The organism is Micromonospora sp. CA-259024, assembly GCF_050936255.1.
Classification (GTDB): Bacteria; Actinomycetota; Actinomycetes; order Mycobacteriales; family Micromonosporaceae; genus Micromonospora.
In genome coordinates, this window is record NZ_JBNJND010000001.1 from 2,808,923 (window position 1) to 2,824,602 (window position 15,680).

Here is a 15,680-nt window from a genome sequence, read left to right on the forward strand (position 1 = left end):
TGGGGACTGGGTGTCAGGTCAGGATCGGCGACCGTTCGACGAACCAGACCAGACCGGCACCAGCGACGGCGACAGTCGCCGCGACGGTGCCGAGCGTGAGGACGCGAGCGGCGGCCGGCGCGGTCGCGGCCCTGCGCAGGAACAGCAGTCCCGGGAAGGCGAGCCCGATGATCGTCAACTGGACGAGTTCGATGCCGACGTTGAAGGAGACCAGGTCGGCCAGCGTCGAGGCCGACAGCGGCCCGTCGACGCTGATCGCGCCCGCGAAGCCGAGCCCGTGCAGCAGCCCGAAGCCGAAGACCACGGGCAGCCGGTGGCTCGTCCTCGGCGACAGTAGATTGTCGACCGCGACGAACGCGATCGACAGCGCGATGAGCGGCTCGACGATCCACCCGGGCACGCTGACCCAGCCGACCGCGGCCAGCACCAGGGTCACCGAGTGTGCGACCGTGAAGGCCGTGGCGACCTCGACGACGTCGCGCAGCCGCTTCGCGCCCAGCAGCAGAGCCAGCAGGAACAGCACGTGGTCGAGCCCGAAGAGCAGGTGCTCCGCCCCAAGCCGCACGAACCGCGGGATCTCGCCGAGCAGGTCAGTACGACCCACCGTGACGCTGGTGCGGGCGGTGTCGAGCAACACCGCACCGCGCCGGCCGCCGATGTCGTAGGCCACCATCGTGGTCGTGTCGTCGATGACGCCGTCGGAGACGCGGAAGATGTCGCTGCGGACGGTCAGCGCGCCGGACGCCGGACAGTCGTAGGCGAGCGCGACCCGCACCGCGCCGGAGTCGGCGAGTTCGACGCGGGCGTCGTCCTTGGCGGTACACCCGATCGAGCTGCGGCTCAGCCGCAGCCGCTCGCCGACGTACGTCGCCACGTCGCTCGCGTGCGCGTCCAGCGCACTGCGCCGCACCTCGGTCGGTATCTCGGCGGCCGCGCCGTCCACGCCGACCGCGTCCGGGCTCAGGGCACCGTCGAGGCTCAGCAGCCGGGCGAGGACGTCGTACTCCACGTCGACGACAGCCGTGACGCCGTCGCCCTGGCTGCGCAGGTCGACCGCGACCGAGGTCGCGCGGACGTGAGCCTGCACCTGCGCCGGAGCGGCGACGAGGAACACGGCAACAAGGGCGGCGAGGAACGCCAGCAGACGCACAGGCAAGCGCTTCCGTGGTGGGGGGAAAGGCGGTCGGTCCCCAACCCTGCAGTGCTCGCTCCACACTCGGCAATGCGAGACGACCCAATTCACCGAACCTTCCGCTGCCGATCATCCACCGGCCGAAAGCCGGTTCCTGGGCGCCGAAGGCCGGGCTTTGGGCCCGGCCACGAGGCCCGCGTACGAAGCCGCGTGAGCGTTCGCCATGTCGTCGTGCACGAGCGGTCCGGCCCGTCTGGTGCAACGCGCTTCACCGCCGACGCACCCAACCGGGTGTGGCCGACCGACATCACCGAACACCCCACAGCCGAGGGCCTGCGGTACCTATGCGCGATCAAAGGCGTGCACTCCGGCCGGATCGGCGGCTACTCCATCGACACCCGGATGAAAGCATCCCCGGCCGTCACCACGCTGCGCAACGCGGTCCGGCTCCGCGATCCCGCCAAGGCGTTGGTGCCTTCCGACCGGGGCAGCCAGTCCCGGTCTCGGAATTTCGTGAAAGCGTGGCACCGCAGCGGATTGATCAACTCAATGGGGCGGGCCAGCGCCTGCGGAGACGCCGAACGAACGTCCAAATCGGTCTTGGCTGGCGGCGGGCGCAGCGTCGACCGACCCTCGCGCGCTTTCATCCGTCTGGTAGTCGTTTGGGTTCCTCCCGCGCCGTAGAGTGCGGGTGCCGCATTCCTGTCGCCACTCGGTTCGTCGTCCCGGCGCCGCTCGGCCCTGCGGGCTACGCGGCCCCTCCGACCAGTGCACGCGTTTCGAGCGGCGCGGCGCGGGATCGAGCTCTTGAAAGTCAATCATCTGCACTCCAAAGATTGCCGATGGCCGACACCCTTAGAGCTCCTAACGAAATGATGTTGGGCGTAACCCTGGGACGTGAGGGTCGTTCTGTCTGAACGTGAGGAGGGGTGAGCAGCCGCCGTGGATCGTCTCGGACGACCTGTGGGCCGAGATCGAACCGCTGCTGCCACCTCGACCACCGCGCCGCCAACGGTTTCCTGGCCGTAAGCCGCTGGATGATCGCAAGGTGTTGTGCGGGATTCTGTTCGTGCTCTACACCGCGATCCCGTGGGAGTACCTTCCCCAAGAACTCGGGTTCGGGTCGGGGATGACCTGTTGGCGCCGGTTGCGGGACTGGAACGACGCCGGCGTGTGGCAACGCCTGCACGAGGCACTGCTCGGCAAGCTGCGGGCCGCCGGGCAGTTGGACATGTCGCGGGCGGTGATCGACGGCTCTCACGTTCGGGCGCTCAAAGGCGGCCCAAAACCGGTCCGAGCCCGGTCGACCGCCGCAAGCCAGGCTCGAAACACCACGTCATCACCGACGCGGGCGGCATCCCTCTCGCCACGGCGCTGACCGGCGGCAACCGCCACGACGTCACCCAACTCATGCCCCTGGTCGACAAGATCCCACCGATCAAAGGCACCCGCGGCCGACCCAGACAGCGACCAAAGCACATCTACGCCGACCGCGGCTACGACTACGACTGCTACCGCCGCGACCTACGCGACAGGGGCATCACCCCGGTCATCGCCCGACGCGGCACCGACCACGGCTCCGGACTCGGCACCCGACGCTGGGTCGTCGAACAGACCATCGCCCTACTGCACTGGTTCCGCCGCCTACGCATCCGCTGGGAGATCCGCGACGACATCCACGAAGCCTTCCTCACCCTCGCCTGCGCCATCATCTGCTGGCGCCGACTCCAACACTCAAAGAGTTAGGAGTTGTTAGTAGGCGGCGCCTAACCCGCCGAGTCGACCGGCTGCACAGCTCGACCACCGCCAGGGGACCCGTGACCCGACCAGTCAGGGAGCATCTCGACCCGCTCGCCTTCAACGACGGCGTGTTCTATATGCCGGCCATGGTCGAGTTGCAGCCGCGACTCGCGCTCTGGGGTCACCCCGACCAACCCGATCTACGCGATCGGCTCGCCAACGACCGCCCCCACGGCGTCGGCGGCGAAAAGCTGCTCTGCCTGCTCAGCATGCGCTATCAGGTCCAAAGAGGACTCGCCCGCGCTCCGGTCTTGCTAACCTTCATCGAAGGGCAGCATGGTCCAATCTTCCGACACGAGAATGGCCGCTCGCCGCACCCGGAACATCAGCCCGAGACCGACACCACAAGGCGCTCAAAGAACGCAAGGCGCGCACGTGGGAGTCCGTCGGCGGCAACGTGCAGGTCGAGGCGTGGCGACCACGCGCCCGCCGCCGATCGGACGTCCTGGCCATCGGCCCAGTCCTGACCGTGGCCGGGGACCGACCCGAATGGGCTGCTGAAGCAGTTGACCAAGACGGTCCTGGAGACCGCGTTAAACGACGAGATGACCGAGCACCTCGGCTACGCCAAACCCGATCCGGCCGGCGTCGGCGTGGGCAACATCCGCAACGGCACTAGGCTGAAGACGGCGCTGACCGACGCATCGGGGCCGGCGCCCATCGATGTGCCGCGAGACCGGGCTGGCACGTTCGAGCCCCAGATCGTCCGCAAGCGGCAACGCCGGTTGTCGGGGGACGACGAGGCCGTGTTGTCGTTGTATGCCAAAGGGCTGACCACGGGCGAGATTTCGGCCCACTTCGCCGAGATCTATGGGGCGCCGGTCAGCAAGGAGACGATCTCCCGGATCACCGACAAGGTGGTCGTGGGTCAAAGCAGCATTACGGTGGAGCACGAAGGCCTCCTGGTTGGCGGAGCGGTTCCTCGACAGCTCCACTCCACAACCGGAGGCCTTCACCTACCTACGACATCAGACCGTGTCGTCACACAACCTCGACCAACCTCCCCGGACAGCACACCTAGTGCGCTGTCCACGAACGTTCACCGGGTTGGTGACACGCCGGAGATGGTCCACTCGGTTGGATGGGGTTGGCCGCGCTCTCGTTAGCGATCACGTTCGTTGTCGGGAGTGGGGTGAGGGGATGGCTGAGCTGGTACGAGCACGGCGGCTGAGCGATGAGGAGGACCGCCGGCTGCAGCAGATCGCTTAGGCGTTCGCGGCTTCAGCTTTAAGAGTGTCGAGGAAGCCGGCCCAGCCGGTGTAGGTGTTTACGACGAGGTTGGGCGGCACGCTGGTGTGGTGCAGGGTCAGCAGGGTGCCGCCGGCGTGTGCCGACAGGGTCACCTCGACCTGGGAGGAGTCGGGCGGCAGGTCGGGCACGCCAGGCGTCGGTTCCCAGCCGAAGGTGAAGACGATCTTCTCGTATGGCCGTAGCTCGGTGAAGCGGCCGCGCACGACGGGCCGTGGGCTGTCGGTGAGCTGGACCGTCAGTTCGCCGCCCGGCGTGGGGTCGAGGTCGGCTGGACCGAGCCAGCGGGCCATGCGTGCCGGGTCGGTGAAGAAGCGCCAGACCACCTCGGGCGGGGCTTCGATCTGGATGGTGCGCTCGATCATCCGTGGTGTTCCTTTTCCACTTCTCGCTTGAGGTGGTCGAGCCGGGCCGCCCACATGGTGTCAAGGAAGCCGACCGCTTCGGCGAAGCCTTCGGCCCGCAGTCGGTAGAGGCGGCGGCTTCCGTCGCGTCGCATGTCGAGCAGGCCGGCGTGGATCAGGACGCGCAGGTGCTGCGACACGGCTGGCCGGCTGATCATCGGGAACTGCGCGGCGATCTCGCCAGCTGCGACCTCGCGGTCGCGGGTGAGAAGGAGGATCCCGCGGCGGGTGGGGTCGGCGACGGCAATGAGTACCTCGTCCATCCACACCCCCTTTGTGTAAGCTCGCGCTTACAAGCTTACACGATGATGGGAGTGTGATTCTGATGATGGAGCGGCTCGAACCCCTGATCGGACGGTGGCGATCCAGTGGCCGCACGGTGGATGCCGTGCAGATCGCCGGCACGGACGCCTATGAGTGGTTCCCGGGTGGCGGGTTCCTGGTGCACCACGTCGACGTGCAGATGGGCGAGGACCGGGTGCAGGTGATCGAGATGATCGGCGATCCGGACCCGAGCGCCGGTGGCCGGCTGCGGATGCGGGCGTTCGACAACCAAGGCGGATACGGCGAGATGTGGGCAAGTGTTGACGAGGCCGGTGTCTGGACGTTCGCCGGGGATGCGACGCGCGCCATGCTGACCATCGACTCGGACGGCAAAACGATGGCCGCGAAATGGGAGCGCTCGCCCGACGGCGCGACCTGGGTGGACTGGATGGACATGGAGTTCGCCCGCGAAGCGTGAGCGCTGGCGCCGCTCGGAGTCAGCGCCTGGCGGCCCAGCCCAGGCAGACACGCGCGCCCGTGACCGGCGTCACCGCACCGGCCCACACCCGGGACGCCGTACTCTGCCAGGCGACCTCGTGCGTCACCGCAGGCATTGCCGCGCAAGCAAGTGCGCTAACGAAGAGAAGGTTCACCGGATGTGAGTTCAGGCGGCCTTGATGCGGGGGCGTCCCCAGCGTTGTTGGCGCTCGCTGCGGATTCGGACGCGTTCGCGGCGTTGAGCGGCCAGGACGTCGGGGTGGCGGGCGTTGGCATTGCGCCAGCGCAGGTACTGCTGCATCTCGCGGGCCAGGACGAGATGGTTGGGATGGTTGGAGCCGGCCATGGTGAAGCGGCGCAGCGGCCCGAACTGGGCCTCGATCGGGTTGGCCCAGGACGCGCTGGTCGGGGTGAGGCACAGCTCAACCTTGTGCCGGACCGCCCAGGCCCGGATAGTCGGGGTCTTGTTCGCCGACAGGTTGTCCAGGATGACGTAGACCGGTGCGCCGTCCGGTCGCGCCTTGCGGATCGACTTGAGCGCGGACAGGGTGTGGTCACCACCCTTGCGGCGGCGCATCACACCCCAGAGTTGGTCGTCGCCGAGGCTGTAGCAGCCGTGGAAGTAACGAATGCCGTGCGTGCGGGTGTAGGTGGCCGTGTTTGCGGTGACCATGACGAGCCGTGGTTCGGACGGATCGACAGCGGCCCGAACTGGTCAAAGGCGAAGCACCGATCCGGGAACCGGGTGGTAACCTCCTCGATCCGGTCGAGCTTGGCTTCCTTGTCCGGATCTGTGGACTCCTTCCACGTGCGGGTGCGCTGGAACGAGATGCCGTTGCGGCGCAGCAACTGCCGCAACCGTTCCCGCCCCAGGTACACCCGCCGGTCCTGGTCTGTGGACAGGTAGTCGGCGAGCTTGCGGACGCTCCAGTGGGTGAACGGACGACCCAGCTTCTTCGGCCGGGCCTTGGCCGTCTCGACGATGTAGGTCTCATCGTCGGGACTGATACGGCGGGGACGACCACCCGCCCAGTTAGGGTCCAGCGCACGCAGCCCGATCTCATTGAACCGGTGAATCAGATCCCGCACGGTGTCCTCATGCGCCGCGACCAGGCGGGCGATCGCCGGCACCGGCGTGCCCGACGCCGACGCCATGATGATCAACGCCCGGCGGACCCGGATCGACTCATGCTTACCTCGCCGCATAGTCTGCTGCAGTCGGCGACTCTCCTCATCGCTCAGCCGCCGTGCTCGTACCAACTCAGCCATCCCCTCACCCCACTCCCGACAACGAACGTGATCGCTAACGAGAGCGCGGCCAACCCCACCCAACCGAGTGGACCATCCCCGGCGTGTCACCAACCCGGTGAACGTTCGTGGACAGCGCACTAGGTCACGTGAGTTGAGATCTCCACACCGCAGGTGGTGTGCGGTTCATGCTCCGGGGGAGGAAACGGATGAGACTTGTCGAGCAGCGTGTTGCTGCGTAATCGGCCTGAGGGCGGGATGTCGCGGCCGGGCACGTTCGTGCCCATCACCAGTCGCTTGATCGGTACGACCTGGGCGTAGGTGCCGGACACGAACGGCCGCCGCCTGGGCTCGCGGTGCCAGGACCAGACCCTGCACGGCATACATCTGGCAGCTACAGGGCAGCCGCGGTCTTTTCCAGGATGCTGGCAAGTGCGCCGTAGTCAACGGTTTGTCCATCTCTGACGTCAACGGCTTTGCGCTCACCGTTGCCCAATGCCCGAAGGAACCCCTTGACCTCCGGAATGTCCGTTGCGTTGAATACCATAAACGAGACCTTGTCCTTGGCCACCGCGATGACGGCCGCGTAGTGCCCATTCTTGAGGTAGTGCGGCTTGCCGTACTGGAGCCGCTCCTCGACATCTGGAATGGTCTGACCGACCATCGCACGTAATTTCTCACACACATCAATCTGCCACGGCTGCGCCTTGTTGATGTACCGGGTGACATCGTCATTCATGGTCTTCTCCTTCATCATTGTTGCCAAAAGTGTGGTCTATATCTAGACCGATAAACATCGATTAACTGGGACTCGTAGCGGTTTCGACCACGCCATCACCTGCAGGCTGGACAAGATGCGGGTCCCGCCGGGGATGACCATGACCGCGCTCCAGGCTCCGCCGGCTCGGACGTCCAGGATGGCCTGCTCGGCGCTGGCCCATCGCGTGTACTTGTCGACGTTGACCCAGGCCGGCCCACACCTTGTCGACCGGGGGGCGGGTCCTCATGGTGTGCGTCTCCTTGTTTGCCCATGGTGGGTGGGGATCAACTGAGGACAAGGTATAGTCACGGTTGTTGATAGTCAAGACCCGTGACTAAACGAAGGATGTTCTGATGACCGCCACCGCGCCGAAGCCGGACCTGGGGGTTTTGACTGGGCGGCTGATGCGAGCCCTGCAGGAGGAGTTGTTCGAGACCCTCGGCGAGCAGGGGCATCCGGATGTGCGCCCGCGGCACGGTGCGGTCCTGGCGTTCCTTGAGCCCGAAGGGGTGCGTGCGACCGATCTGTCGGCCCGCTCTGGCCAGCACAAGCAGATCATCGGCACGATCGTCGATGAGCTCGTCAGCCTCGGCTATGTCCGCCGGGAGCCCGACCCCGCTGACCGTCGAGCCAAGCGCATCGTCCCCACCGAACATGGTCTTGATGAGATCGCCAAAGCACGCGCGATCCTGGCCACCATTGAACAGCGCCTCGAACACGCCCTCGGCGCGCAGCGCTTCTCCACCTTCCGGGAGATGTTCCAAGAGGTCACCCACCATCAGCGAGGCTGGCGGCAAACCCGCAACCCACCCGCCTGAGCTGCACCCTTCCCCGGCCTCCGTCGCGAAAGTCTCTCGCGGGCAGGAACACCCGCACGGAGCGGTTGTAGGTATGCAGGCGCCCGAGCGGCACAACAGCGATGTACGCAACTCGGCAACTGGCCGACGGGTTTACTTAAGATCCTCACGGGCTGCACCGCCGTGCTGCGGCCCGGCGGACGCGTCGCGGTCACCGCCCGCCCTTATCGACGGCGCGGGATGACCTGGCTCAACAAGGTCACGAAGACCTGCCAGTGCTGCGCGCAGGGAAAAGACGACCGCCGGCCACCGAAGAGCCGCAAGTGCTGCGCGGTTGGCCGGTGCTGCCAGGCCCTCCCGGCGGCTCGCACCGTCAAGGGAATCCGCGCCGTCCTCCGCTCGGCGCTTTCCCAAGCCGAAGTGGAATGTCGTCGAGCCGGTCGATGCCGGCCACCACGCATCGCGAGCCGCCGGTCAGCATCGCCATCACGAAGTTCAGCGGCTCGGCGTCCTCGGGGTTGTGCAGCCGGCCGACGTCGCACGTAGTCGATCCGTCCCGTGGGTTTGACTTCGGCGGCGACGCGATCCCCACCATCGTCGGAGAACTCAACCGCCACTTCCGGGACCGCACCTGGGACATCCGGGTGCCCCGCCGTCTGCAGGAAATGCGGCTCGCGATCTCGAATGCCAACAAGGCCCTGCTGCAAACGCTGGGCCGTTCACCGACCGTCGCCGACATCGCCGCCTACCTCAAGCTCACTGAGGAAGAAGTCCCCGCCCCCGCTCGACGCGCGCACGCCGGTGCTCTACCTGCTGGACCATCAGTAGCGGGTGCTACTACCGCCGCTCCGCGGCAACGCGCCGGCCGTGAAGGATTCACATTGACGGCAGGCCCGCCGGACCCGCGTTCAGCACGGCGTCGCTAGCAGCGGCGAGGACGGCAACATCGACGATCGCGCCTCGGTCGCGTCCTGTTCTCCGAACTGGTTACATAGAACATCCCTTCGTGGTCAGTCCGGTATCGAGGCGGCCATCAGGTCTTTCCAACCGGACATTTCGCCTGGATTTTGGCGACGATGGTCGGTAGGCAGGGCGCGCGCGTGACAGTCTCAGTCGTTGCCGGGTCGGGTCGATCCGGTCCCGATTGCCCGCAGGTGCGCCAGTCCCTGCGCCCAGGACTGGATCAGGGTGGTTTCGTGATAGGCGATGCCATGTTCGGTGCAGAACTGGCGGATCAGTGGCTGGGCGTGGCGCAGGTTCGGTCGGGGCATGCTGGGGAAGAGGTGGTGTTCGATCTGGTAGTTGAGCCCGCCGAGTAGTGCGTCGAGGAGCCGGCCGCCGCGGACGTTGCGGGAGGTGAGGACCTGTCGGCGTAGGTAGTCGAGGTTGTCGGCCTCGGTCAGGATGGGCATTCCCTTGTGGTTCGGGGCGAAGGAGCTGCCCAGGTAGAGGCCGAAGAGTGCCTGATTGACCAGGATGAACACGATCGCCTGCGGAACGCTCAGGACCACGAACACGGCCGCGAGGTAGCCGACGGAGTGCAGGACGAGCAGTCCAGCCTCCGCTCGTCGGCGCCTGAGTCCGCTGCGGCAGATGACCGCCCGGACGCTGGCGGCATGCAGATGCAGACCCTCCACCATCAGCAGGGGAAAGAACAGCGCCGCCTGGTGCCGGACGAACAGCGCCCGTAAGCCGCGCTGCGTCGCGGCCTGCCCCGGGGTGAAGGACAGCGGAGCCACCACGATGTCGGGGTCGCGCCCTTCGGTGTTCGGATGCGCGTGGTGGCGGTTGTGCTTGTCAACCCACCACCCGTAACTGATCCCGGTCACCAGGTTTCCACAAACCACGCCGACCGCGTCGTTCGCCCGGCGGGAACGGAAGATCTGCCGATGTCCGGCGTCGTGACCGAGAAACGCCAGCTGCGCGAACAGCATCGCGAAGCCGGCCGCTGTAGCCGTCTGCCACCACGACGATCCGAGCCGGACGAACACCACGCCCATCAGCGCGAGACAACCCAGCACCACCGCCACTCGCGCCGCGTAACGGCGGGGCTGCCGGTCGAGGAGACCCGCGCCTCGGACCAGGCGGGACAGGTCGGCGTAATCACTGCCACGGTCACTGCGGGCGTCAAGATCTGTATCACTCACCGTCGCCACTCCTTGTCAGCCACGACAACCAGCTCACTGACTCCGCCGTCAGCCATGACCGGGGCACGCAACTCACGCGTGACCCCTGCAGAGATCGAACAAGCGAACCGCCACTAATGGTCTCAGTCTTCCTCAGAGCCGCCTCCCACGCAGAAAACCAGCTCACGGTGCCCGAGGCGAGTGGAATTCACTTCATGCATGTCCGCCGATTAGGCACGTGGCTTCGTCCGTCGAGTCTGACAATCAGGACTATGCAGGCATGATGGGCTCAAGGGGTAGTCATGGCACGAAAGAGGAAGTCCGCCGCATGGCGAGCGCTCATCCTTGGCTTCGCGGCCGGGACACTGACCGGAGCGGCGGGCACGCTCACGCTCCGACGTCGCGGCCAGGATGGTGAATTCTCAACAGGAGATGTCGCCGGCCAGCTCGACGGTGGCCTCACTCCGCCGCTCGGCGGGCCTATCAACCCGTTGCCGCAGGGACCTCCTGTCAGCCTGCCCGCGCCGCCGCGCGGCTGACCCCCGCACAGCGTCTCGGACCACTTCCCGGCGAGAGATGTGAGTACTGATGCCAGAACGACCTAGCGGCAACCCGGCGCCGCGTCTGCCGACGCGCCGGTCTCTGAGCAGCGCGCCACCGAGCAGATCACCCGGCTCGTGCGCGACGAGTTGACGATGGCGCGGGCTGAGATGACCGCCAAGGGCAAACGCGCAGGCGTCGGTGCCGGGCTGCTCGGTGGCGGTGCGATGCTCGGGCTCTTCGCTGGCGCGACCGCCGTGGCCACAATCGTGCTGACCCTGGCCGCGATCATGCCCGATGCCGTGGCCGCCTTGATCGTCGCGGTGGTCCTTGCCATCGCCGCCGCAATCGCGGCCCTACGCGGGAAAAGCAGGTCTGTGAGGCTCTGCCCGCCACACCCACAGCGACCAGGGACAGCGTGCGAGCCGACGCCGAGACGATACGTGGCGCAGCGAGTCGGCGGCAGCCATGAGCACACCATCCGGAAGCAGCGCCCCGGGCCCAGACCCGACACGACATCCAGCAGACCCGTGCCGAACTCGGCGAAACTGTAGCCGCACTGACCGCCAAGACCGACGTCAACACCCGTGCGCGCATCAAAGCCACCGCCGCCGTCGGCGGACTCCGACAGCGGGTCATCCAAGCCGGCCAGTCGGCGAAGACCAAAGCGACGCAGCTGGCCATCGCTGCCTCCTCGGCTGTACCACTGAGCCGCTGCGCTGGCTGGATCCGCTCACCGGCGGCTACACGGCGACGAAAGTCACGTCGTCGAGGGCGACAGCCCTGCCGCTTTCATCGACGAACGCCACGTCCAGCTGCGCGCCCGTGCTGCGGCTGCGACGCTGCGCACTGGGCCCGGCGGCCGGTGCGCAGTGCCGATCGCCCCACTGCTGAAGCGCGCCGAGGACGATCCGCAGTTCCTCGCCCGCCGGCGTGAGGTGGTACTCGTACCGAATGCGGTGACCCGGCTCATGGTACGGGCGCTTGTTCATGATGCCGGCCTTGACCAGGGTGGCCAGGCGGTTGCTCAGCAGGTCGGTGGAGATCTCTAGCGCGTCGTTGAACTGCCCGAATCGGGTGCTTCCCGACAATGCCTCGCGGAGGATGAGGAAGGTCCAGCGTTCGCCAACAATCTCCAGGCTACGGGCGATTGAGCAGACCGGGTGCTCCTGATCAAGCGTCACCTTCTTCATGGGGCCAGCGTACATCTAACTTGCTATTCCAAAGTCACGTGCTAGCTTGGAACTTCAAAGTCAGGGGTCGGCCCCCACCCGAGCGCCGTCACCCCGCGAAGCAACGGAGATCCACATGCCGCAGATCCACGTACGCCAGAACAGCGCCACCTACTGGACGGCGACCTTCGACAACGGTCCGGTGAACCTGATGGACCCGGACACGCTCTACGAACTCGACGCCCTCGTGTCACGCCTGGAGACCGATCCCGACGTGCAGGTCGTCGTCTTCGACAGCGCCAACCCCGACTACTTCATCGCCCACTGGGACATGGCCGCCGATCCGCAAACCGTCGTCGGCATGGCGACCGAAAGCTCCAAGCGGCGCGGCATGCACCCGTACACCGACCTCTTCACCCGGCTGAGCCGGCTGCCCGTCGTCACCATCGCCTCGGTGCGCGGACGCGTCCGGGGCGCCGGCAGCGAGTTCATCCTGGCCTGCGACATCCGGTTCGCCAGTCGAGAGCGCGCCGTACTCGGACAGTTCGAGGTCGGGTTGGGCGCCGTGCCCGGCGGTGGCACGACGGCCTGGCTTCCTCGCCTGATGGGACGGGGCCGTGCGCTGGAGGTGCTCCTGGGCGCTGACGACTTCCCAGGCGACCTGGCCGAGCGGTACGGGTACGTCAACCGGGCCCTGCCCGACGGCGAGTTGGACGAGTTCGTGGACGGCTTCGCCAGCCGGATCGCCGGCTTCGACAAGCAGGCGATCGTGGAGACGAAGGCGCTGGTCAACCGCGTCGACCTGCCGTCGGACGACGAATTTGTCGCCGCCCTCGACGGCTATTTCGCCTCCTTCTCCCGCCCCGGCACCCAGGCTCGCGCGGCAGCGTTGTTCGAGCTCGGTGTACAGCAGCCCGGCGATGGCGAACTCCGGCTTGGTCATCACGTAGCGCAGTTCAAGGGCGACGCCGGGGCACAACGCTAACCGGTCCTTCGGGTGAACAGAGCCGCCGAGTTCCGCGGTGGCTCTGTTCACTGTGCTCGCCGATGTGCCAAACATCGGCGAGCAAGAGCGACCAGAACGGCACGGGCCGGACACTGTCATCCGACAGTGGAACAACGAAGGCCGCGACATCCGCTCATCGGCTACTTATCTACTGGTGCTACGACCGCAGCCCGGCCAGGCTTGGTCGAGGTGACCGGCGGGACGGCTCTCTCATCGGCTGCCCACCGCAGTTTGGTGTCGCTCTCATCTGGCTGCGCCCTGCCGGTCACCGTGGCACGGAGAGGCCAGTGCGCTCGGAGCGACGAGATGAGATGGTCCGCGGTTGCGGACTCCCGGTCGGGGTTCCCCGGGTAGCCGGGGCCGGGTCAGATGCCGAGTGACCTCCGGGTGGCCTGGACGGTGTCGAACAGTTCCTCGTAGCAGTCGAAGCCCTGCTCGATGCAGTCCATGTCGACCCTGCATTCGCGCTGTCGAGCCCGCAGCAGCGACTCATCCGGCACGTACACCGGAAAGGTCAGATAATCGACGTCGGGAACCCGTTCCCGGAGCACGGCGACGTCGTCCCGCACGCCTTCCCTGAACTGAAGCCAGCCGCTGAGGTCGTCGTAGACGACCGCGCGTGGTGGGCCACCGATCACCGCGTCGGCGCCGGCTCCAGCCGCACTCGGCGACCTGGCCGGTCCACCTCGGCGATCGTGACGGTGACTATCTCTCCCATTGCTGGATGCCGGGTCAGCACTGACTCGTGGACCAGACCCGCGATGCCGGGCGCGACGCGGACGAAAACACCGAACGGCACCACCTTGACGACCGGCCCGGACAGCACCTCACCAACCCGGTCCGCGAACTGGACCAGCGGATCCTCCTGCAACGCCTTCAGCGACAGCTGCACCTGCCCCCGAGTGGCGTCGAAATCGAGCACCTCGGCGGAGACTTGCTCGCCTGCGTGCACCACCTCGGCAGGATCCCAGAAATAGTCCCAGGTCAGCTCAGGAATCCGAATGAAACCCGTGCCGGGCGAACTGGCCGGATCGCCGTCGAGACGAACAAAGACGCCGAAGTTGTGGATCTCTGAGATGATTCCGCGCACCACCGCGCCGCGCTCCGGCTGACATACAGACATGGCAGGACTGTATAGCTGGGGGGTAGCGATCTCTGGCCCTTGACCAGGGTGCGGGTTCCGCCGCAGATGGCGCACGGCGGGTCGGGCCATCTGCCCCGGACGGACGCAGGAGGATGTGACGGTGCGCCACGAGCATCACGTCTTCCACAACCCGCCGCCGTCGACACCTGCCGAGGTAGACACCGCGCTCGACCGCGGCGATCTGGCTGCCGCGCTGGATGCCATGGTCGGCACCGCCTTGTACGGCGACGGAGATTGGAAAGAGCTGCAGGAACTGCACCTTCGGTTGCTCGGACACGAGGATCCTCAGGTCAGTGCCCTCGCCGCAACGTGCCTGGGGCATCTCGCGAGGGTTTACCGTCAGCTGGACGAGCGCCGGGTAGTAGCCGCCCTGCGCCGAGCGCGGGCCTTGCCACACATCCGCGGCACCGCCGACAACGCGTTGGACGACATCCGGATCTTCCTCCACCCCCGGCGCGCATGGTGGCACCGACGGGTGTGGACCGCGATCCGCCCGTGGACGTGGACCTGACTCGAATGCAGCAGTGTCACAGTGTGCGCGCGGGTAGTGCATAACCGCCCGCGGTAAAGCGTTACAGCGGTCAGCTCTGCTGGTAGTTGACGGCGGCGAAACCGCACGGCTGGTGCAGGTGCAGGTAGTAGGCACCCTCACCGTAGTCGTCCAGGTCCGCGCCGCCGATCAGACCCACATAGTCCATCGGCTGGCCGCAACCGGGGCAGTCGGCGTGCTCGGCGTCCTGGATCCAGTCCGGCCGGCCACCGAGTGTCGAGCCGCCCCGATCCCACGCGCTGGCCTGGTAAGGGCTCTGCCGGGCCGCACCGGGAACCGGCGCGAGCGCCGGCGGGTCCTCCGCTTCGGCAGACCCGAGGTAGTCCGGGCGGGTGTTGCCGGCCCACCAGGCGGTACCGCCGCCCGGCGTGACCTGGCTGTACAACGTCGTGTAGCAGGCGCAGAAGTGGCACGTCTCGATCACCAACCGCCCAGACCAGCCCGTGTGCGCCAGCGCCGCGCCCGTGGCAGGGTCCGCGGTGTCCAGGTCCGCGGCGGTCCACAGCGGCGACGCACACCACGGACAGGTGCCGCCGTCCGCGCGGCGCGGCGTCTCGCGCATGGTCCACCGGTACGCGGTGCCGCCGCACAGGTCCCGCCGTCGCCCGTCGGGTCCGACCGTCCATCCGCCCTCCCGCGCGTAGTCCAACGCACCGACGTGCAGCTCGTCCGCGCCGGCCGGTGGCCGCGTCGACCAGCGACGCATAGCGCTCTCGGCCAGCGGATGAGCGGTGTGCGCCAGGATGATCAGCAGGTGATTGAGCCGGTCCGGCGTCCGGCCGCCGTCGATCCGCTCGACAACCCGGCGGACCACGTCGGCGTCCGCAGCCCGGTACAACTTCCCCGGCCACAACACGTCGCGGTCGAGCAGAAAGCCGAGGTAAGGAGTCAACCTCTCCGGGTCGGTGTCCGCGACCACGGACAGCTCCTCGATCGCCTCGTCGTCCTCGGCCGCGACCTTGCTGATCAACTCTTCGATCATGAGGGGATG

The 15,680-nt window shown here is 67.1% G+C and carries 16 protein-coding genes and 4 pseudogenes; 9 read left to right on the forward strand and 11 right to left on the reverse strand.

The genetic code is table 11. The annotated features are described in order from the left end of the window. Positions 1–13: 13 nt before the first annotated feature. On the reverse strand, positions 14–1,150 hold the full coding sequence (locus ACQEUX_RS12105; RefSeq protein ID WP_433049772.1) for a HupE/UreJ family protein: 1,137 nt from the start codon (positions 1,148–1,150) through the stop codon (positions 14–16). A 192-nt stretch (positions 1,151–1,342) separates the two neighbouring features. Here ACQEUX_RS12105 and ACQEUX_RS12110 point away from each other — a divergent pair, with 192 nt between their 5' ends. From ACQEUX_RS12110 to ACQEUX_RS12120, 3 genes and pseudogenes are all read left to right on the forward strand, one after another. Beyond that, complete coding sequence (locus ACQEUX_RS12110) at positions 1,343–1,816, forward strand: DDE-type integrase/transposase/recombinase (protein WP_433045736.1); 474 nt, start codon at positions 1,343–1,345, stop codon at positions 1,814–1,816. Positions 1,817–2,078: 262 nt separating this feature from the next. Then, positions 2,079–2,878, forward strand: a protein-coding gene (locus tag ACQEUX_RS12115; protein ID WP_433049775.1) for an IS5 family transposase whose coding sequence is annotated in 2 segments (ribosomal slippage) — positions 2,079–2,415 and positions 2,415–2,878 — 801 coding nt in all. Because the reading frame shifts where the segments join, the coding sequence is not laid out codon by codon here. A 533-nt stretch (positions 2,879–3,411) separates the two neighbouring features. Then, positions 3,412–3,795 (forward strand): annotated as a pseudogene (locus ACQEUX_RS12120) (transposase); the annotation flags it as partial. Between the two features lie 342 nt (positions 3,796–4,137). On the opposite strand, the gene ACQEUX_RS12125 reads toward ACQEUX_RS12120, so the two are convergent. Together ACQEUX_RS12125 and ACQEUX_RS12130 are read right to left on the reverse strand one after the other, a co-directional pair. Next, positions 4,138–4,545: an SRPBCC family protein gene (locus tag ACQEUX_RS12125; RefSeq protein ID WP_433045739.1), complete on the reverse strand. Its 408-nt coding sequence runs from the start codon at positions 4,543–4,545 to the stop codon at positions 4,138–4,140. Then, positions 4,542–4,847 carry an ArsR/SmtB family transcription factor gene (locus ACQEUX_RS12130; protein ID WP_433045742.1) on the reverse strand — a complete coding sequence of 102 codons (306 nt, stop codon included), beginning with the start codon at positions 4,845–4,847 and terminating at the stop codon, positions 4,542–4,544. Before ACQEUX_RS12130 ends, ACQEUX_RS12125 begins: the two co-directional genes overlap by 4 nt. Positions 4,848–4,972: 125 nt before the next feature. Here ACQEUX_RS12130 and ACQEUX_RS12135 point away from each other — a divergent pair, with 125 nt between their 5' ends. Further along, a complete protein-coding gene (locus tag ACQEUX_RS12135) occupies positions 4,973–5,326 on the forward strand; it encodes a hypothetical protein (RefSeq protein WP_433045745.1) in 354 nt (117 codons plus the stop codon). 186 nt (positions 5,327–5,512) lie between these two features. On the opposite strand, the pseudogene ACQEUX_RS12140 reads toward ACQEUX_RS12135, so the two are convergent. The 3 genes and pseudogenes from ACQEUX_RS12140 to ACQEUX_RS12150 all read right to left on the reverse strand — a co-directional run bounded on the left by ACQEUX_RS12140 (position 5,513) and on the right by ACQEUX_RS12150 (position 7,333). Next, a pseudogene (locus ACQEUX_RS12140) lies at positions 5,513–6,615 on the reverse strand (IS630 family transposase). Positions 6,616–6,734: 119 nt separating this feature from the next. Next, positions 6,735–6,926 (reverse strand): hypothetical protein, encoded by a 192-nt coding sequence (locus ACQEUX_RS12145; protein ID WP_433045748.1) that lies wholly within the window; start codon positions 6,924–6,926, stop codon positions 6,735–6,737. A 62-nt stretch (positions 6,927–6,988) separates the two neighbouring features. After that, a complete protein-coding gene (locus ACQEUX_RS12150; RefSeq protein WP_433045750.1) occupies positions 6,989–7,333 on the reverse strand; it encodes a DUF1801 domain-containing protein in 345 nt (114 codons plus the stop codon). A gap of 374 nt (positions 7,334–7,707) precedes the next feature. On the opposite strand from ACQEUX_RS12150, the gene ACQEUX_RS12155 reads away from it, so the two are divergent. After that, the gene (locus tag ACQEUX_RS12155; protein ID WP_433045753.1) at positions 7,708–8,172 is read left to right on the forward strand and encodes a MarR family winged helix-turn-helix transcriptional regulator; all 465 of its coding nucleotides are present in this window, start codon (positions 7,708–7,710) and stop codon (positions 8,170–8,172) included. Positions 8,173–8,699: 527 nt separating this feature from the next. Next, positions 8,700–8,924: pseudogene (locus tag ACQEUX_RS12160) on the forward strand (sigma-70 domain-containing protein); the annotation flags it as partial. A gap of 336 nt (positions 8,925–9,260) precedes the next feature. Here ACQEUX_RS12160 and ACQEUX_RS12165 read toward each other — a convergent pair. Next, positions 9,261–10,298 (reverse strand): fatty acid desaturase family protein, encoded by a 1,038-nt coding sequence (locus ACQEUX_RS12165; RefSeq protein WP_433045755.1) that lies wholly within the window; start codon positions 10,296–10,298, stop codon positions 9,261–9,263. Positions 10,299–10,897: 599 nt separating this feature from the next. Here ACQEUX_RS12165 and ACQEUX_RS12170 point away from each other — a divergent pair. After that, positions 10,898–11,289: pseudogene (locus ACQEUX_RS12170) on the forward strand (phage holin family protein); the annotation flags it as partial. 271 nt (positions 11,290–11,560) lie between these two features. On the opposite strand, the gene ACQEUX_RS12175 reads toward ACQEUX_RS12170, so the two are convergent. Then, positions 11,561–12,010, reverse strand: coding sequence for a winged helix-turn-helix transcriptional regulator (locus tag ACQEUX_RS12175; RefSeq protein WP_433045757.1), 450 nt, complete (start codon positions 12,008–12,010; stop codon positions 11,561–11,563). 115 nt (positions 12,011–12,125) lie between these two features. On the opposite strand from ACQEUX_RS12175, the gene ACQEUX_RS12180 reads away from it, so the two are divergent. Next, positions 12,126–12,974, forward strand: a complete 849-nt coding sequence (locus tag ACQEUX_RS12180; protein WP_433045760.1) for an enoyl-CoA hydratase/isomerase family protein — start codon at positions 12,126–12,128, stop codon at positions 12,972–12,974. A 386-nt stretch (positions 12,975–13,360) separates the two neighbouring features. Here the strand turns inward: ACQEUX_RS12180 and ACQEUX_RS12185 are convergent, their stop codons facing one another. Beyond that, positions 13,361–13,564: a hypothetical protein gene (locus tag ACQEUX_RS12185; RefSeq protein ID WP_433045763.1), complete on the reverse strand. Its 204-nt coding sequence runs from the start codon at positions 13,562–13,564 to the stop codon at positions 13,361–13,363. 65 nt (positions 13,565–13,629) lie between these two features. Continuing rightward, positions 13,630–14,208, reverse strand: a complete 579-nt coding sequence (locus ACQEUX_RS12190; protein WP_433045766.1) for a S1 RNA-binding domain-containing protein — start codon at positions 14,206–14,208, stop codon at positions 13,630–13,632. Between the two features lie 31 nt (positions 14,209–14,239). On the opposite strand from ACQEUX_RS12190, the gene ACQEUX_RS12195 reads away from it, so the two are divergent. Continuing rightward, on the forward strand, positions 14,240–14,650 hold the full coding sequence (locus tag ACQEUX_RS12195; protein ID WP_433045769.1) for a hypothetical protein: 411 nt from the start codon (positions 14,240–14,242) through the stop codon (positions 14,648–14,650). 70 nt (positions 14,651–14,720) lie between these two features. Here ACQEUX_RS12195 and ACQEUX_RS12200 read toward each other — a convergent pair whose 3' ends face one another. Continuing rightward, a complete protein-coding gene (locus tag ACQEUX_RS12200; RefSeq protein WP_433045771.1) occupies positions 14,721–15,671 on the reverse strand; it encodes a hypothetical protein in 951 nt (316 codons plus the stop codon). Positions 15,672–15,680: the final 9 nt, after the last annotated feature.